Below are 26,666 nucleotides of genomic sequence, written 5' to 3'. Positions count from 1 at the left end.
TCAAATTAATGAAAAAGTGTTAAATTTAATATGGATAGGTGTTTTATATATGTCTCATTTGGCTAGGTCAGTTCAATGCGAGGATCTTCTTTCATTTTTTCATATTCCATTACCTGCTGCAGAATATTTTCAACAAGTACCCTTGAATGAGTTAACATTGTACGTGGACTTGTAAAAATGGAGTGTTCCAATTCCCCAGCTAGGAATGCTAATTCTTTGGATATCGGCTCTAGAAATCTATAAAAATACTCAGATGAATTCATGTCATGATGTTCCTTTCTTACATGCAAACTGAAGGCCTGAATCTGTATATAGAGAGACTCAGGCCGTCCAGAGATTCTTTTATTTTAGGTGAAAAACAGATGACAAGCAAGGAGGATATCTGAATTCGGGTATTTGCGAATGTTTAGTAAGTTCCCATTTAATTTGAGACATTGCCATCAGAGGTAACAAAGAAACTGGGACAAGGGACCTGTCCCTCTGACCCCTTGGAAACTTATGCCTTTTCAATTGGACGGAATTGTGGTAATTTTAGGTTATAAGTTAATAGTTTTGTATTTTCACTAGGGGAACTCTTGATAAGAGCTGAGAAAAAAGTAGTTTACTTTGAAACCCTCATTACCTGAACAGGCTTGTACCTGCGTAGGGATGTGGTTAAGGCAATCGTTTTTTATGTGTATACATAACAACCACTTTCCTACTTTGGAGAGTGGTTTTTTGTTGTGCTTTAGCCGTTATATTCCTTTTTTACGCTGCAAGTTGTTAGACGAAAAGGAGTAGTTCAATGAAATTAATTGCTGTGACCGATGATCGACAATCTGTAAAAGCTGTTGCTGAAAAAATTATTGCGATTAAAGATGTAATTGATTTCGTGCAGATTCGAGAGAAATCAAAATCTGTTCTAGAAATAGTGTCCTTAATCGAATATTTACTTAACAACGGTATGAAGAAAGAGAAAATCATCATCAATGACCGCCTAGATGTTGCACTATGTATGGATATACCTACTGTCCATTTACCTGAACATGGCCTCCCTGTAAAGATGGTGAAAAAATGTTACCCGCAAATAAAAGTGGGTTGCAGTGTTCATTCCTTTGAAAAAGCAAAAGAAGTGGAGACAGATGGAGCCGATTACATCCTATATGGCCATTGCTTTGAAACCAATAGCAAACAAGGTCTAGCCCCAAACGGCGTTGAGCCTATATTACAAATGAAAAAAGAACTAAGCATCCCTGTTTATGCAATTGGTGGCATTACGTTAGAAACATTACCATCAATCCAAGCAGTTGGGCCAGATGGTGTGGCAATCATGTCCAGTATTTTTGCGACAGATGAACCTTATTCCATCACAAAAACATTCAGTGAGGCGATTCACCATGAAAAATAGGTACGAAGTAGTTGTAATTGGTGGTGGAATTATTGGTTGCTCCATTGCTTATTATTTAGCCACTGCACAAATGGATGTTGCTCTATTTGATGGAGGACAAATTGGTGCGAAAACAACCAAGGCTGCTGCTGGCATGCTAGGTGCTCATTCAGAAAGTGATGGTGATTTCTCCCTCTTCTTCCCTTTTGCAAGGTCGAGTCAATTTGAGTACATACGATTAAAAGATGAACTTTTTGATTTAAGTGGGATTGATATTGGATATCGAAATGGCGGTATTATAAAGCTAGCACTCACTGAAAATGAAATGCAAGACCTCCATTCACTTTTAAAGCAACATACTGTTAAAGAGTTGAGTCGGCAAGAACTCCAATGTATGGAACCTGGGATTAGCGATGCCGTTTTAGGAGCTGCCTATATCAAAGATGATGTGAACGTCATTCCGACTAATACGTGTGAGGCATTTGCAAAAAGCGCTGTAATTCTTGGTGCTTCTATTTTTGATAGCTGTAACGTCTATGAAATTGAAAAACATGAAAACAACTACATTGTAAAAACAGCTAAAGGCAATGTCAAAGCAAAGTACATCGTAATTGCAACTGGTGTCTATAGTAATCACCTTTTTCAGAATCTAGGAATCTCTGAACAACTGTCACCTGTAAAAGGAGAAAGTATCATTGTTCAGCACGAGAAGCCTCTTTTACAACACACGTTGTTTCATGACAAATCTTATATCGTGCCAAGAAATAACGGGAAACTCGTGATCGGGGCAACGATGATTCCAGATGACTGGAGTGAATCGATCAACCTTGATAGCGTTGAGAGTTTAATTAATAAAGCGAAAATGATGCTCCCCTCCTCTGCTAACTGGAAGATTGAAGGGTTTACATCTGGTTTGAGACCTACCACATTTGATGGGCATCCATTTATCGGCAGACACCCTGAGGAGGAACAAATTTTGATTGCCTGTGGCCATTTTCGAAATGGGATTCTCCTTGCCCCCGCAACTGGGAAAATGATACGTGACCTAATTTTAAATAAAGAGGTAAAACAGGAATGGATCGATGCTTTTCGTATTGATCGAAGACAAAAAACGTTGATTTAGGGAGGTGAGAACATGAAGATTAGACTTAACGGAGAGCAGGTTGAACTTCCTGAAGAAGTAAATTCAGTGGATAAGCTTTTGACTCATTATAACTTGGAAAATCGGATCGCGATTGTAGAGATTAATGAGGATATTATTCAAAAAGATGACTATAAAGCGATGAGACTTAAAAATGGCGATATTATTGAAATCGTCCAATTTGTAGGAGGAGGATAATCATGTTAACAATAGCAAATCGTACATTCCATTCTAGACTTTTATTAGGAACAGGAAAATATCCATCTTTTGAAATTCAAAAGCAAGCTGTTGAGGTTTCAGATGCTGAAATTTTAACGTTTGCTGTGAGAAGAATGAACATTTTTGAAGAAAGTCAGCCCAATTTTTTAGAGCAATTGGACTTAACGAAATATACACTTCTTCCAAATACAGCAGGAGCTAAAACTGCTGAGGAAGCGGTTCGAATAGCGAAACTAGCTAAAGCATCTGGATTGTGTGACATGATTAAGGTTGAGGTTATAGGAGATGACAGGTCCCTTTTACCAGACCCAATCGAAACGTTGAAGGCATCGGAAATGCTTCTCAATGAAGGTTTCATTGTGTTGCCGTATACGTCAGATGATGTAGTGCTAGCTAAGCGATTAGAGGATCTCGGTGTACATGCGATTATGCCGGGGGCAAGTCCAATTGGTTCAGGTAAAGGAATTATTAACCCGTTAAATCTAAAATTTATTATTGAGCAATCTCAAGTTCCGGTCATTATTGATGCGGGAATTGGTTCACCAAAGGATGTTGCTCATGCAATGGAACTTGGAGCAGATGGTGTTCTGTTAAATACGGCTGTTTCAGGTGCAAAGGATCCAGTAAAAATGGCACTCGCTGTCAAACTTGCGTTAGAAGCAGGAAGACTAGGCTATGAGGCCGGACGCATTGAGGAAAAAGATTACGCAGTAGCGAGTAGCCCTTTAACAGGGTTGGTAGGATCTTAACAATTACTGAAAACCAATGGCCTGACCCCTTAAGCATGCTTAAAGGCAGGCCATTGGAATATCCACGTTCATGAATATTGTTGCAACTCCAATAGAAATGTTCTTGTTTAGCGATTATTTGACCCTAGTCCAGTTCCGTCTCGACAACCATCATATCCAGTAGTACCTGCACCAGGACCTCCATTAACACCAGCGCCTGTTCCAGCACCACTGCCTGCTGTTCCAGTTCCCATCGCACCAGCACCACCGGTACCAGTAGTTCCTGTCCCAATACTAGTAGTACCAGTACCACTTTGACCATAATAGAGGTCATCATTACAATCTTGGTTACGGTCATTCATGATGTTACTACGGCCATTGTTATTGTCAAATCTGTCGTTTTGATTGAAACCATGCCCATTATCGTTTCTTTGATTCAATATTTTGACATCCCCATTATTTTTGGTATCAAAGTTATTATCGTTACCTTGACATCCTGCAAGTCCGACAACTAATAATGCTGCACCTAAAATAGTTTTGACAGGTTTCCTCATGTATTAACCCCCTCTTTATAGAAACGTTAAAAATTTTAACGCTCATATATAGAATGGCTTAACACATGTCTATCTAAATCTGTTAGATAACGGTAATACAATGGGGTTTTTTTCAAACCCAAAATCCTTAAAGATGACGTTAAAACCCAACTGCCTTAGAATCAAATATGGACTTTAGGTTTTTTATCAACTCTACTTGATCCTCCTCTGATATTAAATCAGTATAAATTTGTTCTTCCTTTCCATTGTTCATAATAAATAGAATGACATCACTAACTTGAACAACTACCTCTACTTGGCCAAATAGAATTTGTTTTCTTCGAAAAAGAAATCCTCTGTATATAGATAAACTTTCGCCTTCAAGAAAAAGATAGTCTTTTTTATTTAATTTAAAATAGTATATTGCCCTAAGTATCGCAATCAAAATGGAGGAAATTAAAATAATAAATATGATTGGATTTGTAAAATTAGCTGCATCAAAGATTATATAATAATATATACTTAAAAAAATGATAATGAGTACGTATAAAATTGAATTTATCGCTTGTCTAATCCATTTCTTTTTTGATGTAAATTTGTACCCCGTTACTCGTCACCTCCTTTTCACGAACGAATTTTAGTGATAGTAACATAATATTCAATGTTCTTCATCATTATGATTTTAATAATAATTTCTCCCTCACCATCCATCGATAAACAAGTTAAAACTATGATGGATAATTTAAAATAAACCTAAGTCCCAAAGTTCCCAAACAACATCATACTAATTGTGAAAATAATGATAATTAGTAAAGCAAACATACCCACTAACGAAAAAGCGACATTAATAATTTTCAAACGTCCTTTTTCACTTAATATCGCGGTTATAAATGACCCTATTAACAGGCTTAACAACAGCAATAAGTCTAATGATTCAGGTAAAGGTTCTATTGCTTGTGGGATTACAAAACCTAGAACGATAAAAAGACTTATTAAAATCAATGAAATCAAACCTAGAGATTTTTTCAACACATCCACCTCTTTAAAGAAAACTTCTAATATCAACGTTTAACTCTCTCCGAATAATTCTACAAATTGGTACAATTTTCCTTCTCAATAACTTGAAACAATTTCCTCTATGCATATTTTATTACCAATTAAGGCAATGTAAGTATTAATACTGGGTTAGAGGAGGAAAAAAGGTGTTTCGCATGAGAAGACTTCCTCAAGAGAAAGGGACGAAAGGTAAAGAAGCTCCAGAGAAAAATCAATCTGTGGGTGTTTCATTATCAAATAGCCTTGATGAGAATGTCCTGTTTTTTTCCTCACTTTATAAAGATAGTTCAGATGTCGTTTTTCATTCATTTGCGATTGGCAATAAAAAGGCCGCTGTTGTTTATATAGAAGGATTAAGTGATCTACAAAAGCTTGATGAACTTGTACTTGAAAATTTATTGAAAATGACAGAAATTATTGAGAAAGATTTCATTCATTCTTTAAAAAATACGATTCCGATTTCGAATATAAAAAAGATAGATACGTATTCAGCCTGTAGTGATGCAATTGCCAATGGCAACCCACTCTTACTGCTAGATGGTCTTAAAGAGGCCTATTCTTTAGGAATTGTAAAGTATGAAAAGCGTTCCATTGAAGAACCATCAGCTGAGACTGGAATCCGTGGACCCAGGGAAGGTTTCACTGAGTCCATAGGAGTAAATACATCGTTAGTTCGACGGATTATCAAAGATCCTTCCCTCAAAATGAAGCCACTATATGTTGGTAAATATACAAAAACAAAAGTAGTCATTTCATATATAGAGGGACTAGCTGACCAGAACTTAATTCAGGAAATGGAAAATCGCCTAAATCGGATTGATATTGATGGAGTTTTAGAAAGCGGATATATCGAGCAATTTATTGAAGATCATCCTTTTTCACCATTTCCACAAGTTTTATATACGGAACGACCGGATGTTGTTTCTGCCAATTTACTAGAGGGCAGAGCGGTATTAATGATTGACGGTACCCCTTTTTCCTTAATAGCGCCAATTAGTTTTTTTAGCTTATTTCAATCCCAAGAAGATTATTATGAACGTTTTTGGATAGGAACATTTATTCGAATCATTCGTTTTATATTTTTAGGAGTGGCTATCTTCCTCCCTTCTATCTATGTTGCGATTACGAGCTTTCATCAAGAAATGCTTCCGATCAATCTGATGCTGAGCATTGCTTCCGCAAGGGAAGGAGTGCCCTTTCCAGCCATTGTAGAGGCTTTTTTGATGGAGCTTGCCTTTGAAGCATTACGGGAGGCTGGTCTGCGATTACCCAAGCAAATTGGTTCTGCAGTTAGTATCGTAGGTGCCTTAGTAATTGGTCAAGCCGCGGTACAAGCTGGAATTGTCTCTGCACCTATGATTATTGTGGTTAGCATTACAGGAATTGCTTCTTTTCTAGTCCCACGATATTCCATCGGTCTTTCAATTCGGCTGTTACGATTTCCAATTATTATTTTGGCAGGTCTTTTAGGCTTAATCGGAGTAATGCTTGCTTTAATCGTCCTAATCATTCATTTATCAACGTTGAGATCTTTTGATATTCCATATTTAAGTCCAATTAATACCTTACATAAGAATCCAATGCAAGATACGTTTGTTCGTTTTCCATTATGGAAGATGAACTTTCGACCTCATTTAACAGGTAACATTGATTCGGTAAGACAAGGAAAAACAATAGAACCACAACCAGACAAAGGAGGAGACTAATGTTCTCCAACCTATTTTTATGCTAGATGGCGGTGAAACATTAAATGGTAGAAAAGGGCAGAATTACAGCGCCACAAACGGAATTTATTATGATACCAACGATTATTGGGACCGCAATTCTTTCCATTCCATCTATTGATGCAAAATTTGCTGGCCATGATATGTGGATGACTCCTATTTTAGGCTCGTTGATTGGATTTTTAACAGTCTACATCGTCTGGAGATTGCACGAATTATATCCTATGCAAACCCCTATCGAGTATAGCGAGAGGATAATTGGTAAAGCTGCAGGGAGAGTATTTGGACTTCTCCTTACACTATTCTATATTCATAATTCAGGGATTATCGTTAGAGAATATTCAAGTTTCATTTCGACAAATGTAATGACAGATACCCCAATAATCATCTTTTCGATTACGATATTGTTTGTCAGCGCATTAGCAGTTCGTGGTGGATTAGAGGTAATTGCGAGAACCGCTATTATTTGCACGACACTATTTATGAGTTCCTCAGTAGTTCTGTTGTTATTAATAAAAGACATTAAGCTTGGATATCTATTGCCATTTTTAGAAAATGGATTATTGCCTGTTATGAAAGGGACATTGATTCATAATTCTTGGTTTAGTGAATTTTTCCTATTAGCATTTATATTTCCGTATATCAATAATCAAAAAAATGGCTTAAAATCTGGTTTACGAGCATCCCTAATTGTAATGTTCATACTATTATATGTGAACTTTTTTGTACTTACTGCAATTGGAACATCTGCAGCAAATCTATTTTATCCAGTATATGCAATCATTCGTTCCATTACTGTTTACAACTTCTTTGAAAATTTTGAGGTACTGATTACAGCATCATGGGTCCTTGGAAACTTTGTTAAAATTTCCGTCTTTTTATATGCAGCAAGTCTTTCACTCGCACAATTATTTAGGTTCTCCAGTTACAAGATTATCGTCTTTCCGTTAAATGTATTAGTCTTTATCTTTAGTTACTGGGATCTCCCAAATTTAGTGGTAAAAGTGAACTATATATCTACAATTCAGCCATTTTATTTACTAACGATTCAAACCATCATCCCCCTTTTTCTACTTGGAATCGCATTAATCAAGAGAAAAAGGAGTGAAAGTACTTGATACTTAGGAAAAGTTGTATCATTCTACTATCATTATTACTTCTTTCTAGCTGTTGGGACTCTGAGGAATTACAAGATCTTTCAATCATCACAGCTGCAGCGATTGATCTTGTAGAGGACGATAAAATTCAAATCTCTGTACAAATTTTTATTCCCCGTGCCATTACAACGGGCCAAACAGGAGAAGATCCAAGTGCTGGATCAACATTTATACGTGAAGGAACCGGAGATAGTCTTGCAGAAGCTGTATCTAAATTACAATCGAATGTACCCAGAGTACTTTTCTGGGGCCAATGTAAAATATTTATAATGGGAAACGAACTAGCAAAAAAGGGAATACAAAAGGAAGTCGACTATTTGCTTCGTCATCCTGCACCAAGAGGTTTCTCCTAAATCTACGTCAGCGAGGAAAAAGCAAGAGAAATTCTCATGCTAGTACCTCCTTTAGAGCGCTATTCCGGAGAGGCGCTTAGAAAATTATCAACGCATGAAAGTGGAATAGATACGACTCTGATTGATGTGGACACCCATTTGATGGGAGAAAGCCAAGCAGTAGCATTGCCTTTAGTTAAACCATTGTTCTCTCCGGAAAAAGCTAGACAAGAAAATGAAACAATACCAACCATCACTGGCACAGCCATCTTTAAAAAGAATAAAATGGTAGGGCAATTAAATATGGAACAAACACGTGGGCTTATGTGGTTATTAAGAAAAATAAAAAGAAGCACATTATCCATTAAACCTGAGGGCTATAATGAGGAAATTATCATGATGCCGACCATTGGAAAGATAAAGTTCAAACCACTAATCGAAAAAGGGCGTTGGATCATGAATGTTGATTTAGATATTAGAGGGGATATCGTCCAAAATGAAACAAAAATGAATTTATTTAATGAGCAAGTCATCGAGCGACTACAAAACGAATTTGAAGCCGTTTTAAAAGAAAGAGTGAGTCAAACTATCAAGAAGCTGCAGCATGAATTTCATTCTGATCCTATTGACTTTGGGAGAAGGTTCCATCAAAAATATCCTGAAGAATGGAAGAAAGTAAAGAATCAGTGGGATGAAAAATTCTCTGAAGTGGATGTGAAAATACATGTAGACGCCACCATTAGAACGCCAGGTGACATCGGTCCCCCTGCAGCCTTCCCTAACGACGAGGTGGTAAAATGATGAACTGGAGTGTAGGACTGACTGTCCTATTCTTAGTGTGTCTTATTATCCTTTTTGAAAAGAATCGAATAATGGGCCTCAAGAAAGTCGAAAAGATTATATTTGTGTCAATTCTTATTGTCTCGGTGGGATTATCTTTCTTTAACCTAGAAAAAGTACCTGGCCCCACCACTTTGTTACATTACGTTTTTGGACCCTTAGGAAAGTTAATGGAGTAAGCATAGTAAGAGACTGTTATCTACTTATACAGTCTCTTGTTGTTCCTTCTGGGTGATATTTGATAGTGTATTCATACTTTATTCCTACATGGTAGTATATTAGCATTTTATATCTATAAGTTAGGCTTCAACCATATTACTGTACCAATTAACGGATATCAAAAAAATGAGCAATAGCCGTTCTAAGGTTATTGATCTACGTTCATTCAAGTTTTTCCGTTATTTATTATGGTTTTTGTGTTTCTCAAGCATTTCCCTTAAATAATCCTCGGATTTCCCTCTTGGTATACTGAGAACTCTCCCAATTGCTGTCCTTTAATAGTTTGCCGATATACACAATTTGGCCGACATGATATGAGTAATGGGCCATTTGCCTTTCAATAGCATCTATAACCAAATGACTTTCTCCTCGAATGTAAATCTTTTTTAATAAGTCTGGCTCACCTAAATCGTTAAGTGTAGCAAATAGCACTTCCCATCCCTTTTCCCAAACCTTAATTACCTCTGACTTAGAAGAAATATTGTCAATAAATTCTTCATCCCGATTACGATATTCTTTTTCCCCATCTGAAGTCAAAAAATCTGTCCATCTCGAAACCATATTCCCGCTTACATGCTTAACAATAACTGCAACACTATTAGACTCATCATTATAAGACCAATGGATTTCCTCTTCATTTAACTGTTGTATCGTCTTATCTCCAAGGCTTTTTACACTTTTAAATCGTTCAATGACGATTCTCAAATATTCATTTCCAATATTCATAGCGATCCCCCCAAATAATAGATGCTTTACATTACATTAGTGGATTACCCTGACTTCCTCTTATGACCTTTACGCTTGTCATATTCACCCCAAGCTAAAAAGCATAACCCAGCTAAAAATGTAAATGTGCAAATGTTTACTATAGTTCCCGAAACTGATGTGCCACCAATGAATTCACCAATCCACTTATAACCAATCAAAATGACTGAGATCCCAATAAAAGATATACCAATGCTGTTTTTTCCCAAAGAATCACTCCCTAGAATAAATTCCATAAACCGAACCGTTCCAATCCTATCCATATTTTAACATAAATATCCATAAAATAAATAACATTCAAATAATTCACGATACAAATACCTGGATATCCATCTTACTTTTGAAGATCGTTAAAATTCACCAAATAACATGAATATAAACATGACGAAAAATGTTAATGAAGTAAGCCACTCTTGATAGTAGCCTTTTTCATCTTTCCCCTCATGCCATTCCTCAATTCCTCTAAAGAATTATAAACAAGTAGAGAATAGAAACGTTGGAAGTATAAAAAAAGGTGTATCCATAAAATAAAATGTACTGTAAACAAATAAAAATATAAGTGTGATTTCTATGGAAACAAAGAGTTTTTTTCTCCCCTTACTTAATAAACTTTTTCTAACTTCCTTAATATGTAAAGTCCTTTTCAAATACAACTCTGACAATATAATATAAATTAAGAATATAAGTAAAAGCCCTACTATCCGTGCAGTAAAAGTCATGTATCCTACCTCCATTCGTAGAACTTACCTATTAAAAAAGTTTAATAGGTAACATGGTTGGTTATTACAATAACTTCAATAAAAAAGCATTTTTCCTTCTTAAAACCCATTTACAAAATAATACACCATTTTTTATAACATTTGTTCCCTTCTTGTTGTCCTCCAAAAGGAAAATAATCAACTCCGGGTACTTGTAACTCTTAGGAGACAATTTTTTCAGAGTATCTCGTTAAAGATTTTTTATCCATCAACCTAACTCAACGAAGTTATGGTAATATTAACCTTAAAAAATTGGAGGGATAAACGTGGATTTTCTTTCTATACTATCTTTTTTAAGTGCTGCAATCATTCTTACTTTGATGCCAGGTCCAGATAATTTGTTCACGTTGCCACAGAGTCTAGCAAAAGGAAAAAAGGCAGGTATCTTTACGACACTTGGGCTTTGTACAGGATTACTAGTACATATTACAGCTGCAACGATTGGAATTTCAGCTTTAATTTATCAGTCTGCATTTGCATTTACGGTCGTCAAATATGCAGGCGCAGCCTATTTGTTATTCTTAGCCTATAAGTCTTTCAAAGAAAAAGATACGGATCTTATCCTTAAAAACGAGGACACTTTAGACTATAAATCTCTATACAAAAAAGGGGTTATTATGAACCTACTAAATCCTAAGGTGTCTTTGTTTTTCCTAGCCTTCTTTCCACAATTTATTAACTATGAAAATGGTCATGTTTCATTGCAAATGCTTGTCTACGGCATCCTTTTTCTAATCCAAACTTTGGTTATTTTCTCGTTAATCAGTATCTTTGCTGGGAAAGTAGGGACATTTTTACGTAAAAACCCAACAATCTCTAAAAAGATTAACTATATTCAAGGTTCATTATTCACCTTAATTGGATTAAAAATTGCTTTTAGCAAGGAATAATCGATACTAATTGCACTAAAATAAAACACAAAAATAAGCAATGTCTAATATGTAGTGACATTGCTTATTTTTGTGTTTTATTTTTATTTAAACCCTATTCCTAATAAACTAGATGGCAGGTTATCTACAATATAAACATTGATCGCTACTACCATAAGTTTACTAAGTGTTTATTTTATCTATAATCAAAGGCAATTCAGATAAATCGTTAATGATAAAATCAGCTTCAACAGTAGTCCATTGAAGATCTTTTTTCCAAATCGCTTTTATCCCGACACTTTTTGCAGCTTTCACATCATTTACAGGATGGTCCCCAACAAATATGCATTGATTAGGTGAAACATTAAGTTGGTCCAACGCTCTTATAAAAATTTTAGGATCTGGTTTTCTTATTTCTTCCCATTCAGATACTAAAATCGTGTCAAAATACTTCTCTATACCAAGTGCCTTTATATTGTCCATCTGAAACTGCCCTTTTCCATTTGTAATGATTCCTAACATAATGTTCCTTCTTTTTAATTCCTTTAACATATTTATAAGATTAGGAAAAGGAACGCAATTATTTTTAAACTCACATATATAATCTTGAAGTAATTCCTCCCACGTAATATCACGAATCTCATATTCATGTAGTAATTGTTGAAACACCCTATCTTTCCATACATACCCATGATTGTCTAATTCTATAAATCTCGCTACATATTTCTCTCTTGGAATTTGACCTACATGTTTTTTTAACCTATCATATTGAGCATTTATAAACATATGAACAGATTCATCTCTATTCAACAATGTTCCATCTAAATCGAAAATAGCAGCTTTAATCATTTTCATATACCTCCCAATATAATTAATAAATATATTAAAAAAGTGCATTAATCCTTCTTAGATTAATGCACACAGTAGTTGATATAATTAATTTACATTCTCAGCTATTCTTTTAAGTTCTTTTGCACGAGTAATGATAAAGTTTGTCATATACTTCTCCAAAAATAACTTATCTGCAATAACTCCAAGTGGACCATAAGGTGACTTATACTCAAAAGTATCAATCATTAGTGTCCCACCTTTTTCTTCTTTGAATTGATGGGTATGAGTAAAGGAACGAAAAGCTCCTTTCACCATACTATCAACAAACACGATAGGCTTTTCCATTTGAGTTACTTTTGCTGTTAGCCTTTGTTTAATACCAAAGTGAGTAGCTTCCCAAGTAACAGTATCGCCAATATTTAATAGCCCTTGTGTAATTCCACCAACAGCTTTTTCTTTCGTTTTAGCAGTAGTTTCAATATGTATATCAACGTTTCTTGCAAGGTCAAAGCATACCTCCACAGGTGCTTGGATAAATTGCTTATGCTTAATAATAGGCATTCGCTATCTCCTTTTTAAGAATTATTTATTCAACCCTACTGCCACGTAGTAGTAGCTATATAATTTCAAAAATTTGCGTTAATCCGTCTTGGACTCTCGAATCTGTTACTTCCATAATACTAATCGGTATTAAAGAGTGTCCATCTTACCTTTAAAACCTATTACTGATTAAATTCTTTAAAATCATCAATGTATAGAGCTACATATCCGCAATTGGGACACACTGAAGCTTTTGTCTTTGCCGATACATTATTGAAAAGCCCTTTCCTTTTTTGACTAATTTTTAGTCCAGCAATATCACCCTCAACAGTCACTTTACAATCCTTGATCATTTCAGTTTGACAATGAATACAAATTCTTTTCATCTCTACAGGCCCCCTAATTCAATAAATTTTTAATGTTTGAACTTCGATTATTTTTACTTCCAGAACCACCAACAACTATTGGAAATGCTACATAAACACCCTCATTACTTTTTTAAGGCTAAAATGTCTAGAAAGAAAATTAGTCAATTACTGGTCTTCCCCATTTTTTAAACGATCGATATCTCTTTATATTTTCTATATAGAATGAATAATTCCTTTTAAAACCAGAACCTTATTGTGAAACTTGCTTAATTTTTTTGAAGAATATGTAGTATTCAAATACCTTTCAAATTGACACAATCCATTTTTTAAAAGGTTTGACACACATATTAGGAATTGCTAATATGATACTAACAGAACATATTAGTTATTTCTAATATGATGAGGGGGAAATGGTATGCTACAAGCGGATATTGATACGAAGGTAAAATTCCTTAGAGGATTTGCTGATAAAACACGTATACAAATTCTAGATAGTATAAAAGATCAAGAAAAAGCAGTTTCTCAGATTGTGGATGACCTTAAAGGGAATCAATCTAATATTTCACAGCATTTAGCATGTTTAAAAGGTTGTGGACTCATCGTTGGGAGACAAGAAGGAAAATACGTGTACTACAGCTTACGTAATGAACAGGTTCGTAAATTATTAATGATGTTTAATACAGTTTTTGAAGATGTGCAGAATGATGTAGCTTGTTGTGACCGTCATATGGATTAGGGAGTTGGAATTAATGGCTGATAATTGTTGTGGTTCGAATGAAGAAACCGCAGTTGCGGGTACGGAGAACACATCTTGTTGTAGTAGCAAAAACCAAAACAAGAGTTTAGAGTCAATTAGTTGTTACGGTAATAATGTTGACAACAAATCCCAAGAAACACTTGCCGCTGTTGGTAAGAAGGCGGAGTTTCGTATACACGGAATGGATTGTCCATCCTGTGCCTTGACAATTGAAAAAGGATTAAGTGGTTTGCGGGACATTCAAGACGTTAAGGTAAACTATAATACTGCTAAACTGCAAATAGTTGGTAAAAATAGTGCGTCCTTTGACCAGGTGGAAAGTGAAGTACAAAAACTAGGATATGGTATTGAACCAGTACTCCAAAACAAGAATGTAAGAATCTTCAATGTTGAAGGAATGGATTGTGGAAGTTGCGCGAAAAGTATTGAAAACCACTTGTACACTATCCCTGCAGTAAAAAGTGTAAGTGTGAATTTTTCAACTGGCAAAATGAAAATAGAACATGATAACAGTGTTGATGATATCATTTCTGAAGTTTCTAAAATAGGTTATAAAGCTTCAGTGTTTACTAGTAAAATATCAAATGAATCACCTAAACCCTTAAGTGGTAACGGTGGGATTATCTTCTCTGGAATATTGATCGCACTAGGTTTTATTGGATCCTTTACAGGCATCTCTACCCTATTCACAACACTTATGTATGCAGTTGCAATGGTTATAAGTGGGTATAAACCTGTAAAAAGTGCCTATTATTCAATTAAAAGTCGTTCATTAGATATGAATGTCCTCATGTCTACTGCGGCGATTGGCGCTGCCCTAATTGGAGAATGGTTAGAAGGTGCAACCGTTGTATGGTTATTCGCATTAGGAACTACTCTTCAAAATATGTCGATTGAAAAAACTAGAAACTCCATTCGAAATTTAATGGATTTGGCTCCTTCCGAAGCCTTTGTAAAAGTAGGATTAGAGCTCATCAAAAAACCAGTTGAAGAGGTTTCGATTGGTGATATTTTGATTGTAAAACCTGGAGATAAGATCCCACTAGACGGTGAAATTGTACTAGGGGAATCCAGTGTGAATCAAGCACCGATCACAGGAGAATCGATTCCAGTCGATAAAGAAATTGGAGATACTGTCTATGCAGGAACAATAAATGAAAGTGGTTCACTTGAAGTAAAAGTAACTAAGTTGGTGGAAGATACAACAATCGCTAAAATTATTCACTTAGTGGAAGAAGCTCAGGAGCAAAAAGCTCCAACACAAGCATTTGTTGATCGATTTGCGAGTATCTATACTCCGATTGTGTTTATTCTAGCATTAGTTGTCATGGTTCTTCCCCCTCTACTAGATTTTGGAAGCTGGAGTGAATGGTTCTACAGAGGACTTGAATTATTAGTAGTTGCTTGCCCCTGCGCCTTAGTGATTTCAACACCTGTTGCAATCGTATCTGCCATCGGAAATGCAGCAAAAAATGGTGTATTGATTAAAGGCGGTACGTTCTTAGAAAAAGCTGGTGCTATTACTGCCATTGCCTTCGATAAAACAGGTACGTTGACGGAAGGTAAACCAAAGGTAACTGAAATAATTCCCCTGGATACGGATGACGATCATCTATTGTCGATTGCTTTGACATTAGAAGAATACTCGACACACCCAATCGCAAAAAGCATTGTGGAATATGCCCAGGCTAAAGGAATACAACCCAGAAATGGTGAATTATTTAAGAACATTGTCGGTAAAGGAGTACAAGCAACTCTTGATGGAGAACTCTATTACGCTGGCAATCTAAAATTATTTGAAGAAAAGAATGTTACGTTAGGAAATGTAGCCGAAATTGTTCTTCAACTTCAGAATCAAGGGAAAACGGTCGTAATAATTGGTACTGAGACTAAATTAATCGGTATTATTGCTGTTGCTGATACGATTCGACAGACCACTGTAAAAGCATTAAAAGGATTAAAACAGGTTGGTATTAACGAAGTTGTCATGTTAACGGGTGATAATGAAGGCACAGCTAAAATGATTTCAAAGGAAGCGAATGTCAGCCGTTATTTTGCTGACCTTTTACCAGAAGACAAGGTTACGGCCATCAAACAATTGCAAAGTGAAGGCTATAAGGTAGCTATGGTTGGAGACGGAATAAATGATGCACCTGCACTCGCTTCTGCTGATCTGGGAATTGCTATGGGTGGTGCTGGAACTGACACAGCAATGGAAACGGCTGACATTGTCTTAATGGCAGACAATCTTGAAAAACTTCCACATACGGTAAAACTAAGTAGAAAAGCCTTGACAATCATTAAGCAAAACATTTGGTTCTCCTTAATCGTCAAATTCGTGGCTCTAGCTCTTATCTTCCCTGGTTTGTTAACACTTTGGTTAGCAGTATTAAGTGATACCGGAGCTGCAATCATTGTGATCTTAAATGCTTTACGACTTTTAAAAGTTAAGGAATAATTGTTGAACTATAACGTGGAGAAATTTATCATCACAGGAGCTTGAGAGTATAAGGTCATTCGCAAGTTCCAAGAAAAAGAAGGATTACTTTTAAAAGTGATAATAAATGCAAAAAATATCCATTTGTGTATCTTTTATAAGTAATAATACGATAAAAGCATTCGTAAAAATGAAATGCGTATGCTTTTTTATAGCTTGAGAGTATAAAGTCATTCGCAAGTTCCAGGAAAAGGAAGAATTGTTTTTAAAAGCGATAATAAATGTAAAAACTATCCATTTGTGTATCACTTTTAAGTAAAAAAGTGATAAAAGCATTCGTAAAAATGAAATGCGTATGCTTTTTTATTGCTTTAGAGTATAAAGTCATTCGCAAGTTCCAGGAAATGGAAGGACTGCTTTTAAACGAGATATTAAATGTTAAAGTTATTCATCTCCCCATCCTTTCAGGTAGTTTGGCAAGATAAAACTATTCGCAAGTTCCAGAATATATTAGAAGTATTTTCGAAAACAGCTATAATTGCTCCCTTATTCCCACAAAGACAATATTTGCTGTTAATTTTGCAATTATGGAAGTAAATTAACTAAAATAGTGAGATTTTTACTAGGATGTTAATACTTATATGCTTTTACAATGTTTCACCACAATATTGGATCTAGCATGTAATAGTTAAACTACTTTCAGACCGAATCATTTATGATTTGGTCTTTTTTTACAATAAAGTGTTAATGCTGATTCTTAAAAACACCCCCCTTAGGCTTAAAACTTGCCTTTCCTTATTTACTTTCATTATAATTGAAATATACAAAATATTTTGTTACTAGTTTCATTTGTTCGTTGCAGCATTTTACCCTCCTCTATGTTAAGACTTCATTGTTTGGATTCATCTATCTATCATAATTCGCTTTATTACTTAATATACTTTTCCTGATGTTCTAGAAATCTAATAGTCTATATTTCATTCAACTAAGCCTAGCATAACAATGTCGATTTATTTATTAGTAACATCTTAGTTTCTTAAACTAGATGAAATAATAAATTTACTAATTATTCAAGAAGGAGAGATGTAAGTAATGGAAACTAAAGGCAATGAAAACATCACAGGATGCCCGTTTCATGGGGCTGCTACTACTAACAAAACGAGTGGTAATACGAATCGAGATTGGTGGCCAAATGCATTAAATTTAAATATTCTCCACCAACACGATACAAAATCGAATCCTATGGGAGAAGACTTTGATTACGCAGAGGAATTTAAAAAGTTGGATTATGATGCCCTAAAGCAAGATCTTCGTAATCTCATGAAAGAAAGTCAAGATTGGTGGCCTGCCGACTATGGACATTATGGTCCAATGTTTATTCGTATGTCTTGGCATGCTGCTGGTACATACCGTATTGGGGATGGCAGAGGTGGCGGTGGAACAGGTAACCAACGTTTTGCACCACTAAACAGTTGGCCGGACAATGTTCTGCTTGATCGGGCACGACGCCTCCTATGGCCGATTAAGCAAAAGTATGGGAATAAGATCTCCTGGGCAGACTTGCTTGTTTTAGCAGGAAATGTAGCAATTGAAGATATGGGTGGCCCTATAATTGGATTTGGCGCAGGACGCGCAGACATTTGGCAACCTGAAGAAGATGTTTATTGGGGAACTGAAACAGAATGGCTTGGTGAAAATCGTTACTCTGGTGAACGTGACCTTGAAAATCCGCTTGCTGCTGTTCAAATGGGACTTATTTATGTTAATCCAGAAGGTCCAGATGGGAAACCAGATCCAATTGCAAGTGCAAAAGACATTCGTGAAACCTTTGCTCGCATGGGAATGAATGATGAAGAAACGGTTGCACTTATAGCTGGAGGTCATACTTTTGGTAAAGCACACGGTGCAGGAGATCCTAGTAAGGTTGGTCCAGAGCCTGAAGCTGCTCCAATTGAAGCAATGGGCTTAGGTTGGCAAAGTTCTCATGGTAAAGGCTATGGCCGTGACACCATCGGCAGCGGAATTGAAGGTGCTTGGACTGCGAATCCGACGCAGTGGGACAATGGTTACTTTGATCTTTTGTTTGGATATGAATGGTGGCTAACGAAAAGTCCTGCAGGCGCATGGCAATGGCTTATTGTAGACCCTGCTGAAGAGCATCTTGCACCAGATGTAGAAGATCCGTCGATTAAGGTTCCAACAATGATGACCACTGCAGATATGGCATTACGTCATGACCCGGAATACGAGAAAATTTCTCGTCGATTCCATCAGAATCCAGATGAGTTTGCTGATGCATTTGCTCGTGCATGGTTCAAACTTCTACATCGTGACATGGGTCCTAAGTCAAGATATCTTGGTCCAGAGGTTCCAGAAGAAGATTTCATCTGGCAAGATCCTGTTCCAGCTGGAAACGCTGAATTAACAGATGCTGAGATTGCAGAGATTAAGGCGAAAATCTTAGAATCTGGACTAACAGTCAGTAAACTCGTGACAACGGCTTGGGCTTCTGCAAGTACGTACCGCGGCTCTGATCATCGCGGTGGTGCAAATGGGGCACGTATCCGTCTAGCACCACAGAAGGATTGGGAAGTGAACCAACCGGAACAACTTGCACAAGTACTCCAAGTATTAGAAGGCATAAAAGAAGATTTAGATATCGATATCAGTCTGGCTGATTTGATTGTTCTTGGAGGAAGTGCTGCAATCGAAAAGGCAGCACAAGATGCAGGTTTTGATGTAACGGTTCCATTTGCTCCTGGGCGAGGTGATGCAACACTAGAGGAAACAGATGTAGAAAGCTTTGACGTACTAGAACCTGTCGCTGATGGATTCCGTAATTATCAAAAGAAACAGTATAATGTAAGTCCAGAAGAGCTTCTTATTGATAAGGCTCAACTTCTTGGTCTTACTGCCCCAGAAATGACGGTTCTTATTGGTGGATTGCGCGTTCTCGGTACGAACTACGCTGGCACCCAGCACGGTGTATTCACTGAGAGTGTTGGCCAACTTACAAATGATTTCTTTGTTAACTTGCTCGACATGGGTGTCGCATGGAAGCCTGCAGGAGAAAACGTCTATGAAGGCCGTGATCGAAAAACAGGTGAAGTTATCCGTACTGCTACAAGGGTCGACCTTGTATTTGGTTCAAACTCTGTTTTACGTGCCATTGCTGAGGTTTACGCACAAGATGATAACAAAGAGAAATTTGTAAAAGACTTTGTTGCTGCCTGGGTAAAGGTAATGAATGCGGATCGCTTTGACCTGAAATCCGCTGAAAAGAAGAAAGCTCAACTAACAAGTAATTAATTGTTGACTAAAGACTGTTAACATAAAAAATCCCTTCTGTGAAACTACACAGAAGGGATTTTTTTAAGGACAGTGTCCCCTACTACATCATTTGTTGGACTTTGTGATGGTATTTTTCTTTCTCGAGGATTTTTTTGATGAGTTGGTCGACTTCCTCGAGTTCAACGCTTGGGTTTTTCCACCAGTTTCTGCTCCATATCCGGTGAATCGTCCAGCCTTTGTCTTCGAGGAATTTTTGTCGGTACACATCTCTTTCTTTCGCGGATGGTGAGCTATGATACATCGCCCCGTCACATTCAATTCCTAGAATATACCTCGATTCATTTTCAGGATGCACAACTGCTAAGTCAATTCGATAATTGGACATGCCGACTTGCGTATCGACTTTGTATCCCATTTCCGTTAATTGTTCATACACTTGTGTTTCAAATGGTGAATCAAAATGCAGTGCTTTTTCTTGTCGTTGAGTATTCATCTCTTCATTCAATTCTGAAAGCACAGCACCGATTCTCTCCTTCTGTAGATTCGAAACAGCCTGTGCATACTCTAAATAACTCTTGAAATACTTTGGACCAACATTTTTCGTCTTCGATACGTCCAGTTCATTTGGTTCAATACTGGATACAACATAAATCGCTTCTTTTGAACGAGTTACCGCCACATTCAGACGGTTTTCTCCCCCCTGCTGCCCTAGCGGACCAAATCGATTATAGATTCTGCCATTTTCCGCTTTCGCATATCCAACGGAAAAAATGATGATATCCCGCTCATCACCCTGTACGTTTTCGATATTTTTCACAAAAATTTGTTCATCCAAATCTTTACCCATTACCTGATGATACAAGGTACTAAATTCCTCATCTTCCTCGGCTAGTGTATCTATATAATCAAGAATTTTATCCTGTTGTTTCGCGTTAAAGGTAATGATCCCAATTGAACGCGACGCATCCTTTTGAAGTAAGTCTTTCAATAAGAGGACGACTTCTTTTGCTTCCACTTCATTACATTGATTGATCCACTTACCATCTACTTTTCGCCATTGAATAGCCGCTGGATTCTTGAGGTGTTCCACATTCGGAGCGATTTGAATATTGCCATTGTAATAGGCATGGTTTGAAAAATTAATCAATTCCTCAGATTTAGAACGATAATGCCATTGTAGCATTTTACTAGGAAACACCCGTTTTGCTAAATTTAGAAGACTTTCTGAAACGACCATATCGTCCTCATCAACCTCATCTTCATCAATTTGGATACCGCCCTTAAACAGATTACTTGGCGGTAATTGCTTTTCATCCCCGGCAATAATGACTTTAGATGCCCTGTAGACAGACGGAATCCCATTTTCAACCGTTAACTGTGAGGCTTCATCAAAAATAACCAGATCAAACAAATCCTTGCCTAACGGAAATATCGCCGACGCTGTCTCCGGTGAGACAAGCCAAACAGGTAGCACATCTAATAAACCGTTTTGAGCGTATTTTTTTACAAGCTTTCGAACTGGCCATATTTGTCGCTTCTTCCCAGTTTGGTAGATGATGTCCTTTATTGCTTTGGAATGCTGTTCCTTCACTGACCCAAGGGCTTTAATTAAGCGATTATGCAGAACTTTAGCTGAAAGTTCTTTCTTGTCTTCTAAAAGATCCTTAAACCTTGTGCGTAATCGGTGAAACTCTTCCGTTCCAATCTTCGTCAGTTCTGGATGCTTACGTTCAATTTCATCAATCCAGTAAATATAGGCAGATTGCTTCGTATTTTCAACCCACTCTTTCGCTAGTTCACGGTGAAGCTGGTCTTTACTTTTATCCTTCAATTCATCAATGAGCGACTTGACAAAAGGCTTACTCTCATCATAGATTCTGTCCATATTGCGAAGGTCATCAAAATCCTGAATCACATATTCCTGCTGTTTTTGGAATTCGGGTAACGGAATATCCCCTTTTGAAATTTGCTCCTTATATTTCTGCAACTTTTCATCCTTAAAATATGGAGATAACTGTTTCATTTCGTTCGCCATGTCTGTTGACACATTTGAAAGTTCATACAGGATTCGTAAACTTTCCCTAAGCTTTGGCCACTCCGTCGAAGATAAGCCCTTAAATTTGTCGCCTACGATTAACTCTTCAACGATCGTCTTACCTGTAAAGGAAGTCCACCACCAAAGTCTTAGTTTCTGAAGTGTCTTTTTCTCCTGAGGATTTAAGTCCTCATATATTTTTTCGAGTTTACTGCCCACCTCCCAGCTATACTCCGGAGTAATCTCGTCCTTTTCAAAATGTTCAAGGTACGTAATGCTTTTCTCAGCCTTCTCAGTAACCTTCTTAAGAATCTCAACAATGGTCAAACGGTCCTTTATTTCGAGTTTTGCAAACGATTTACGGTCTTTTAGTGGATAGTTCTCCTGTCCAAATCGGCTAAAAAAATTACCGTATGAAAAAATGGTTGTTAAGATCTCTTCTAAATTATTTTTATTTAACTCATTAATCACAGACGTTAAGTTAAGAATGACTTCTTGTTGATTAACCGGTTTTCCAAGACCGTACAGGTCATAGGCTCGATATCCATGAGGTTGTGCTTCATACAAGCCTTTAGCAATTGCATCCAGTTCTAGCTCACATTTTTCGACTTTTTGTGAAAGTTGTTCATATTGATCCTCTAATTCTTGTACAAATTCACCTTTCACTAACCGATTATGAAGCTTTCGGTAAAGGCTAGTTCGATCCGTTTTTTCATCATGTAATAGACTTACACTCGCTGATATCCCTAAGCTGTCAAGTCTTTGATAAACCACATCTAATGCCGCACGTTTTTGACAGACTAATAACACCTTCTTTTCATCGGCAATCGCATTCGCGATCGTGTTGACGATGACTTGTGATTTCCCAGTACCAGGTGGCCCATGAACAACCAGGCCTTCGATTTCTTCAATAGAATGGATAATTTCTTCCTGGGATGCATCCGTATCAAGGACAAAGAACTTTTCTTTTTCTTTTTTTGGAGCAATTTCAGCCGATGTCTGTTGGCCCTCGCCGAGATTATCGGATGTAAAAGCAGAAGAAGCTCCTTCCCCTACATTCATCAATTCTCCCGCTAAGCCAAAATCGGAAACACCGTCTTCCATTTGTTGCAGGAAATCCTCATAGTCTTTTAAAATAGCCGAGTTTCCTTGAGGAAAATGACCGAGAATCGCATAATTATCTAATTGAAACTCACCCTTTTTGAAGGATGGGATAAGCTCAGACGTCAGATTTTGGAAAGGTTCAAGTTCTTTAGAATTTGACCAGTTAATATTGATGTTGTATTTTTTTAGCCACGTTAACCATCCTAGAAAATCCATTTGAGAAGATTGTTCAACTGCCTCATCATACATCTCATCAGGCACATAGAAATTGCTCATTTTTTGCATCGCTAAAAAGAGTGGTCGATTTAACATTGGCTCGGATTCTTCCATTGGATGAAGAACCCACTTTGTTCCATGTTCTTTAACCCTTTCTAACTTCACAGAATGGAGAAACAGAGGTGCCCGTATGTACGTTCCATCAAGCATCGCACCACTTATGAACGGATAGCCGATATATAAATCATATAAACCTGTTTCGTCCTCGATCGATTTCAAATTCCGATAAAGGGTTGTCAATTTCCCAGACAAAAGTAGAGATTCTTCTTCATTTACATTTTGTTTCACTAGATCAGCGTTCCGACTATTTTTAATCAGCGCATCCAAGATATCTTGAGGATTTTTGTTGAGTTTACCTACTTCGCTTAAGTCAAAATTCCATTTGTTATATACCTTTAACATGCGAATGGACCGATTTCGCCGACTAATGTCATTCAACCGATCCTTTAAAACCGTTAATTTCTCTTTCAATTTAGATCACCTTATTTTTCAGTTCGTTCAAATACATAGTTTCATTATATACTTCTTTTTGCAGAATATTTCATCAAGGTGGGAAATTGTGGCTGTATTGGGTAATTGGTTAAAAAATAGCTCAGGGAACATGCCCTGAGCTTTTTCTTATTTTAGTTAAGGAATCTACGCCATTCAATCTTCGGACGTCGTACCTTTTCCACCAAATATTGTATCCCATATAATATATAAGCTTTGTAATGTATATATAGAAAGAACTGAATATAGGATAGCCGATGTAAACGGAGGATTTTAATTTTTTTGAGAAAAGGCATGAACAAAAACGCAAAGAGTCCATGAGCGATTGCATTCAGGAACACATACATTTTAAAATTTCCAAACGAAAATCGTAGGAGCCAGATCGACACTGGAAAATATGGCCCAATGTCAAAAGGTAGTTCATCTCTTAGAAATGATTTTGGCTTATCATAAAACACCCAAAATTTCCGTTTATGTCCAATTATATGATTTAAAATTTCAAATATAGTTATGATAATACTTGCTAACGAATACCGTTTGATGCGGTGCTTACCTACTAATAGTAAAGATAACCACGGAATAATGATCATCGCTAAGTTAAATACGACGTGACGTCTTGATGCCATAAGTGAATTTCACCTCGACCTGGATTATTTATACTATCTTAAAATGTCCAGTTTTGAAAATAAAATCCAATTATTATTAGCATAGATATTTCTGATTTATTATTTCTTATAAATCAAAAGTCAAAATTATCTGGGTCTGGCCCTACGCGAAGATTTTGATTCAGTCCATGAATAACATCCATTTCCTCATTCGTTAATTCAAAATCAAAAACATTTGCATTTTCGATAATTCGATGTTCTTTTGTAGACTTTGGAATGGTTACTACTTCGTTTTGCAGATCCCATCGTAAAATTATTTGTGCAACTGATTTATTATGCTTCCGCGCAATTTCATGCAGTATATCATTATCTAGCAATTGGCCCTGCATTAATGGTGACCATGCTTCAAGTTGGATACCATTTCGCTTACAAAACTCATGTAAATCATTTTGAGATAATCGTGGGTGATATTCTACTTGATTGATCATAGGTTTAATTTCAGCATCTTTCATGAATTCTTCAAGATGGTGAATTTGAAAATTACTAACCCCTATTGCTTTTATGCGCCCTTCTTTGTATAGAGTTTCTAGAGCTCTCCAAGCTTCTTTAAATTTTCCTTCAACAGGCCAGTGAATGAGGTATAAATCTAAATACTCTAATCCAAGTTTCTTAATACTTGTCTCATAAGCAGCAAGTGTTGATTCGTATCCTAGATCTGCATTCCAAACTTTAGATGTTACAAATAGTTCTTCTCGAGAAATCTGTGCTTCTTTTAGACCTTCTTGAATCCCTTTTCCAACACCTTCTTCGTTCCCATAAATCGCCGCTGTATCAACACTTCGATACCCATTTTTTATTGCCGTTTTTACTGAATTGATTAATTCAGGTCCCTCTTCTACTTTAAAAACTCCAATACCAAACCAAGGCATTTTTACACCATTATGCAAAGTAGTTGTATCTTGTAAATGTTTAGCCATTTTATAAAACCTCCGAATAATATTTTTTTAGTTACTAAAACTATTAATTTTTGTTATATTTATTTGATCTTTTCGTTCTAAAGCTGCACTTAAACCTGTTAGGACAGCAGCAATTAATACCATCAACGCACCAATCCACGAGGTGTGAATCAATCCGATTGAATCAGTTATTAACCCACCTAAATAGGAGCCGATCGCAATCCCTGCGTTAAATGCTGCAATATTTATTGCAGATGCTACGTCAACTGCACTTGGGACAAAACGCTCTGCTAGCATGACAACATAAACTTGTAACCCTGGCACATTCATGAAGGCAAATATCCCCATTAATAGGATCGTAAGTAGCCCTGCAATTTTAAATGGAGCTGTGAACATCAAAATAAATAATACGACTGCTTGTACAATAAACATATAAAACAATGCGCGAACTGGATTATGATTTGACAGTTTTCCTCCAATCATATTCCCTATTGCAATAGCAACCCCATAAATGAGTAAAATAAGAGCAACAGATTCTTCTTTATACCCCGTTATATTTTGGAGTAATGGTGATAAGAAAGTGAAAACAACAAATGTTCCACCATACCCTAAAGCGGTAATAATGAAGATAAGTAATAAACGACCATTTTTTACGAGCTTAAGTTGATCTCGAAAGGTTGTTTTAACACCTTTTCGCAGATTGGATGGCACTAAAATGCTATTTGCAATCAAAGCAATGATACCAGTAATAATAATTACGAGAAATGCTGCTCTCCACCCGAGTTGTTGTCCAATAAAAGTCCCAAACGGAACACCGGTAACAGTCGCAATTGTAAGTCCGGTAAACATAATGGATATGGCACTCGCTCTACGATTTTCAGGAACTAAATCAGCAGCTATTGTAGAACCGATTGACATAAAAACACCATGAGAAAACGCAGATATGACTCGTGCCACTAGTAATAATCCGATTGTAGTTGAAACAGCAGCAAGGCTATTGCCAATAATAAATACAATCATAATCCAAAGTAAGAGCGTCTTACGAGACATTTTTGATGTTATGGACGTTAAAATAGGAGCCCCAAATGTTACCCCTAAAGCATATATCGATACAGTTAACCCGGCTGTGGTTACTGGAATATTTAGATCCGCAGCGATAAGTGGTAATAAACCAACGCTGATAAATTCAGTTGTGCCTATCGCGAAAGCACTAACTGCTAAAGCAAGTAATGCAAGTGTGCTTGATGTGTTTCCTTTAGCCACGATGTAT

General features: G+C 36.6%; 24 protein-coding genes, 1 pseudogene and 1 riboswitch. Of the genes and pseudogenes, 12 read left to right on the top strand and 13 right to left on the bottom strand.

The window, feature by feature from the left end; translation table 11 throughout:
* Positions 1-62: 62 nt before the first annotated feature.
* A complete protein-coding gene (locus ACR65M_RS03940; RefSeq protein ID WP_440272591.1) occupies positions 63-263 on the bottom strand; it encodes a hypothetical protein in 201 nt (66 codons plus the stop codon).
* A gap of 292 nt (positions 264-555) precedes the next feature.
* Positions 556-666, top strand: a riboswitch (TPP riboswitch).
* A gap of 118 nt (positions 667-784) precedes the next feature.
* Between ACR65M_RS03940 and ACR65M_RS03935 the strand changes: the two genes are divergently transcribed.
* From ACR65M_RS03935 to ACR65M_RS03920, 4 genes are read left to right on the top strand one after another with little or no spacing between them, the layout of a single operon-like run.
* Positions 785-1,387 carry a thiamine phosphate synthase gene (locus ACR65M_RS03935; protein ID WP_341331554.1) on the top strand — a complete coding sequence of 201 codons (603 nt, stop codon included), beginning with the start codon at positions 785-787 and terminating at the stop codon, positions 1,385-1,387.
* On the top strand, positions 1,377-2,489 hold the full coding sequence (gene thiO, locus ACR65M_RS03930; protein ID WP_440272590.1) for a glycine oxidase ThiO: 1,113 nt from the start codon (positions 1,377-1,379) through the stop codon (positions 2,487-2,489). Before ACR65M_RS03935 ends, thiO begins: the two co-directional genes overlap by 11 nt.
* A gap of 12 nt (positions 2,490-2,501) precedes the next feature.
* Positions 2,502-2,705: a sulfur carrier protein ThiS gene (thiS, locus tag ACR65M_RS03925; protein ID WP_121446079.1), complete on the top strand. Its 204-nt coding sequence runs from the start codon at positions 2,502-2,504 to the stop codon at positions 2,703-2,705.
* Positions 2,706-2,707: 2 nt separating this feature from the next.
* Positions 2,708-3,475, top strand: coding sequence for a thiazole synthase (locus ACR65M_RS03920; protein WP_440272589.1), 768 nt, complete (start codon positions 2,708-2,710; stop codon positions 3,473-3,475).
* Between the two features lie 107 nt (positions 3,476-3,582).
* On the opposite strand, the gene ACR65M_RS03915 is transcribed toward ACR65M_RS03920, so the two are convergent.
* Both ACR65M_RS03915 and ACR65M_RS03910 read right to left on the bottom strand, forming a co-directional pair.
* Positions 3,583-4,008, bottom strand: a complete 426-nt coding sequence (locus tag ACR65M_RS03915) for a hypothetical protein (protein WP_341331551.1) — start codon at positions 4,006-4,008, stop codon at positions 3,583-3,585.
* Between the two features lie 732 nt (positions 4,009-4,740).
* Positions 4,741-5,016 carry a histidine kinase gene (locus tag ACR65M_RS03910; protein ID WP_440272588.1) on the bottom strand — a complete coding sequence of 92 codons (276 nt, stop codon included), beginning with the start codon at positions 5,014-5,016 and terminating at the stop codon, positions 4,741-4,743.
* A gap of 182 nt (positions 5,017-5,198) precedes the next feature.
* On the opposite strand from ACR65M_RS03910, the gene ACR65M_RS03905 reads away from it, so the two are divergent.
* From ACR65M_RS03905 to ACR65M_RS03890, 4 genes are read left to right on the top strand one after another with little or no spacing between them, the layout of a single operon-like run.
* The gene (locus ACR65M_RS03905) at positions 5,199-6,749 is read left to right on the top strand and encodes a spore germination protein (protein ID WP_440272596.1); all 1,551 of its coding nucleotides are present in this window, start codon (positions 5,199-5,201) and stop codon (positions 6,747-6,749) included.
* Positions 6,750-6,793: 44 nt separating this feature from the next.
* Positions 6,794-7,885, top strand: coding sequence for a GerAB/ArcD/ProY family transporter (locus ACR65M_RS03900; protein WP_440272587.1), 1,092 nt, complete (start codon positions 6,794-6,796; stop codon positions 7,883-7,885).
* Positions 7,882-8,277, top strand: coding sequence for a Ger(x)C family spore germination protein (locus ACR65M_RS03895; protein ID WP_440272586.1), 396 nt, complete (start codon positions 7,882-7,884; stop codon positions 8,275-8,277). Before ACR65M_RS03900 ends, ACR65M_RS03895 begins: the two co-directional genes overlap by 4 nt.
* The gene (locus ACR65M_RS03890) at positions 8,278-9,057 is read left to right on the top strand and encodes a Ger(x)C family spore germination protein (RefSeq protein WP_440272595.1); all 780 of its coding nucleotides are present in this window, start codon (positions 8,278-8,280) and stop codon (positions 9,055-9,057) included.
* 437 nt (positions 9,058-9,494) lie between these two features.
* Here ACR65M_RS03890 and ACR65M_RS03885 read toward each other — a convergent pair.
* The 3 genes and pseudogenes from ACR65M_RS03885 to ACR65M_RS03875 all read right to left on the bottom strand — a co-directional run bounded on the left by ACR65M_RS03885 (position 9,495) and on the right by ACR65M_RS03875 (position 10,538).
* Positions 9,495-10,041: pseudogene (locus ACR65M_RS03885) on the bottom strand (DUF1572 domain-containing protein).
* 44 nt (positions 10,042-10,085) lie between these two features.
* The gene (locus ACR65M_RS03880) at positions 10,086-10,289 is read right to left on the bottom strand and encodes a hypothetical protein (RefSeq protein ID WP_341331546.1); all 204 of its coding nucleotides are present in this window, start codon (positions 10,287-10,289) and stop codon (positions 10,086-10,088) included.
* Between the two features lie 141 nt (positions 10,290-10,430).
* A complete protein-coding gene (locus tag ACR65M_RS03875; protein WP_440272594.1) occupies positions 10,431-10,538 on the bottom strand; it encodes a hypothetical protein in 108 nt (35 codons plus the stop codon).
* A 566-nt stretch (positions 10,539-11,104) separates the two neighbouring features.
* On the opposite strand from ACR65M_RS03875, the gene ACR65M_RS03870 reads away from it, so the two are divergent.
* On the top strand, positions 11,105-11,728 hold the full coding sequence (locus tag ACR65M_RS03870; RefSeq protein ID WP_440272585.1) for a LysE family translocator: 624 nt from the start codon (positions 11,105-11,107) through the stop codon (positions 11,726-11,728).
* Positions 11,729-11,890: 162 nt separating this feature from the next.
* Here the strand turns inward: ACR65M_RS03870 and ACR65M_RS03865 are convergent, their stop codons facing one another.
* The 3 genes from ACR65M_RS03865 to ACR65M_RS03855 all read right to left on the bottom strand — a co-directional run bounded on the left by ACR65M_RS03865 (position 11,891) and on the right by ACR65M_RS03855 (position 13,464).
* Positions 11,891-12,556 (bottom strand): HAD family hydrolase, encoded by a 666-nt coding sequence (locus ACR65M_RS03865; protein ID WP_341331544.1) that lies wholly within the window; start codon positions 12,554-12,556, stop codon positions 11,891-11,893.
* Positions 12,557-12,643: 87 nt separating this feature from the next.
* On the bottom strand, positions 12,644-13,099 hold the full coding sequence (locus tag ACR65M_RS03860; RefSeq protein WP_341331543.1) for an SRPBCC family protein: 456 nt from the start codon (positions 13,097-13,099) through the stop codon (positions 12,644-12,646).
* Positions 13,100-13,260: 161 nt separating this feature from the next.
* Complete coding sequence (locus ACR65M_RS03855) at positions 13,261-13,464, bottom strand: nucleic acid-binding protein (RefSeq protein ID WP_341331542.1); 204 nt, start codon at positions 13,462-13,464, stop codon at positions 13,261-13,263.
* Positions 13,465-13,861: 397 nt separating this feature from the next.
* Between ACR65M_RS03855 and ACR65M_RS03850 the strand changes: the two genes are divergently transcribed.
* The 3 genes from ACR65M_RS03850 to katG all read left to right on the top strand — a co-directional run bounded on the left by ACR65M_RS03850 (position 13,862) and on the right by katG (position 19,949).
* Entirely contained in the window at positions 13,862-14,182 is a 321-nt protein-coding gene (locus ACR65M_RS03850) for an ArsR/SmtB family transcription factor (RefSeq protein ID WP_341331541.1), read from the top strand.
* Between the two features lie 13 nt (positions 14,183-14,195).
* The gene (locus tag ACR65M_RS03845; RefSeq protein WP_440272584.1) at positions 14,196-16,661 is read left to right on the top strand and encodes a heavy metal translocating P-type ATPase; all 2,466 of its coding nucleotides are present in this window, start codon (positions 14,196-14,198) and stop codon (positions 16,659-16,661) included.
* A 1,071-nt stretch (positions 16,662-17,732) separates the two neighbouring features.
* Entirely contained in the window at positions 17,733-19,949 is a 2,217-nt protein-coding gene (katG, locus tag ACR65M_RS03840; RefSeq protein ID WP_440272583.1) for a catalase/peroxidase HPI, read from the top strand.
* An 82-nt stretch (positions 19,950-20,031) separates the two neighbouring features.
* On the opposite strand, the gene ACR65M_RS03835 is transcribed toward katG, so the two are convergent.
* The 4 genes from ACR65M_RS03835 to ACR65M_RS03820 all read right to left on the bottom strand — a co-directional run bounded on the left by ACR65M_RS03835 (position 20,032) and on the right by ACR65M_RS03820 (position 26,659).
* Entirely contained in the window at positions 20,032-23,817 is a 3,786-nt protein-coding gene (locus tag ACR65M_RS03835; RefSeq protein WP_440272582.1) for a PDDEXK-like endonuclease domain-containing protein, read from the bottom strand.
* A gap of 152 nt (positions 23,818-23,969) precedes the next feature.
* Positions 23,970-24,461: a hypothetical protein gene (locus ACR65M_RS03830; RefSeq protein ID WP_440272581.1), complete on the bottom strand. Its 492-nt coding sequence runs from the start codon at positions 24,459-24,461 to the stop codon at positions 23,970-23,972.
* A gap of 113 nt (positions 24,462-24,574) precedes the next feature.
* Entirely contained in the window at positions 24,575-25,417 is an 843-nt protein-coding gene (gene pgoN, locus ACR65M_RS03825; protein ID WP_440272580.1) for a glyoxal/methylglyoxal reductase, read from the bottom strand.
* Between the two features lie 27 nt (positions 25,418-25,444).
* Entirely contained in the window at positions 25,445-26,659 is a 1,215-nt protein-coding gene (locus tag ACR65M_RS03820) for an MFS transporter (RefSeq protein ID WP_440272579.1), read from the bottom strand.
* Positions 26,660-26,666: the final 7 nt, after the last annotated feature.

Source organism: Ferdinandcohnia sp. SAFN-114, from assembly GCF_059415045.1.
The sequence above is the reverse complement of the archived record's forward strand: the minus strand, read 5'-3'. Positions and strand labels throughout refer to the sequence as shown.

Coding starts and splice junctions, on each gene's coding strand:
- ACR65M_RS03940 (WP_440272591.1), bottom strand. CDS start 263: ATGAATTCATCTGAGTATTTTTATAGATTTCTAGAGCCGATATCCAAA.
- ACR65M_RS03935 (WP_341331554.1), top strand. CDS start 785: ATGAAATTAATTGCTGTGACCGATGATCGACAATCTGTAAAAGCTGTT.
- thiO (WP_440272590.1), top strand. CDS start 1,377: ATGAAAAATAGGTACGAAGTAGTTGTAATTGGTGGTGGAATTATTGGT.
- thiS (WP_121446079.1), top strand. CDS start 2,502: ATGAAGATTAGACTTAACGGAGAGCAGGTTGAACTTCCTGAAGAAGTA.
- ACR65M_RS03920 (WP_440272589.1), top strand. CDS start 2,708: ATGTTAACAATAGCAAATCGTACATTCCATTCTAGACTTTTATTAGGA.
- ACR65M_RS03915 (WP_341331551.1), bottom strand. CDS start 4,008: ATGAGGAAACCTGTCAAAACTATTTTAGGTGCAGCATTATTAGTTGTC.
- ACR65M_RS03905 (WP_440272596.1), top strand. CDS start 5,199: ATGAGAAGACTTCCTCAAGAGAAAGGGACGAAAGGTAAAGAAGCTCCA.
- ACR65M_RS03900 (WP_440272587.1), top strand. CDS start 6,794: ATGGTAGAAAAGGGCAGAATTACAGCGCCACAAACGGAATTTATTATG.
- ACR65M_RS03865 (WP_341331544.1), bottom strand. CDS start 12,556: ATGATTAAAGCTGCTATTTTCGATTTAGATGGAACATTGTTGAATAGA.
- ACR65M_RS03860 (WP_341331543.1), bottom strand. CDS start 13,099: ATGCCTATTATTAAGCATAAGCAATTTATCCAAGCACCTGTGGAGGTA.
- ACR65M_RS03855 (WP_341331542.1), bottom strand. CDS start 13,464: ATGAAAAGAATTTGTATTCATTGTCAAACTGAAATGATCAAGGATTGT.
- ACR65M_RS03850 (WP_341331541.1), top strand. CDS start 13,862: ATGCTACAAGCGGATATTGATACGAAGGTAAAATTCCTTAGAGGATTT.
- ACR65M_RS03845 (WP_440272584.1), top strand. CDS start 14,196: ATGGCTGATAATTGTTGTGGTTCGAATGAAGAAACCGCAGTTGCGGGT.
- katG (WP_440272583.1), top strand. CDS start 17,733: ATGGAAACTAAAGGCAATGAAAACATCACAGGATGCCCGTTTCATGGG.
- ACR65M_RS03830 (WP_440272581.1), bottom strand. CDS start 24,461: ATGGCATCAAGACGTCACGTCGTATTTAACTTAGCGATGATCATTATT.
- pgoN (WP_440272580.1), bottom strand. CDS start 25,417: ATGGCTAAACATTTACAAGATACAACTACTTTGCATAATGGTGTAAAA.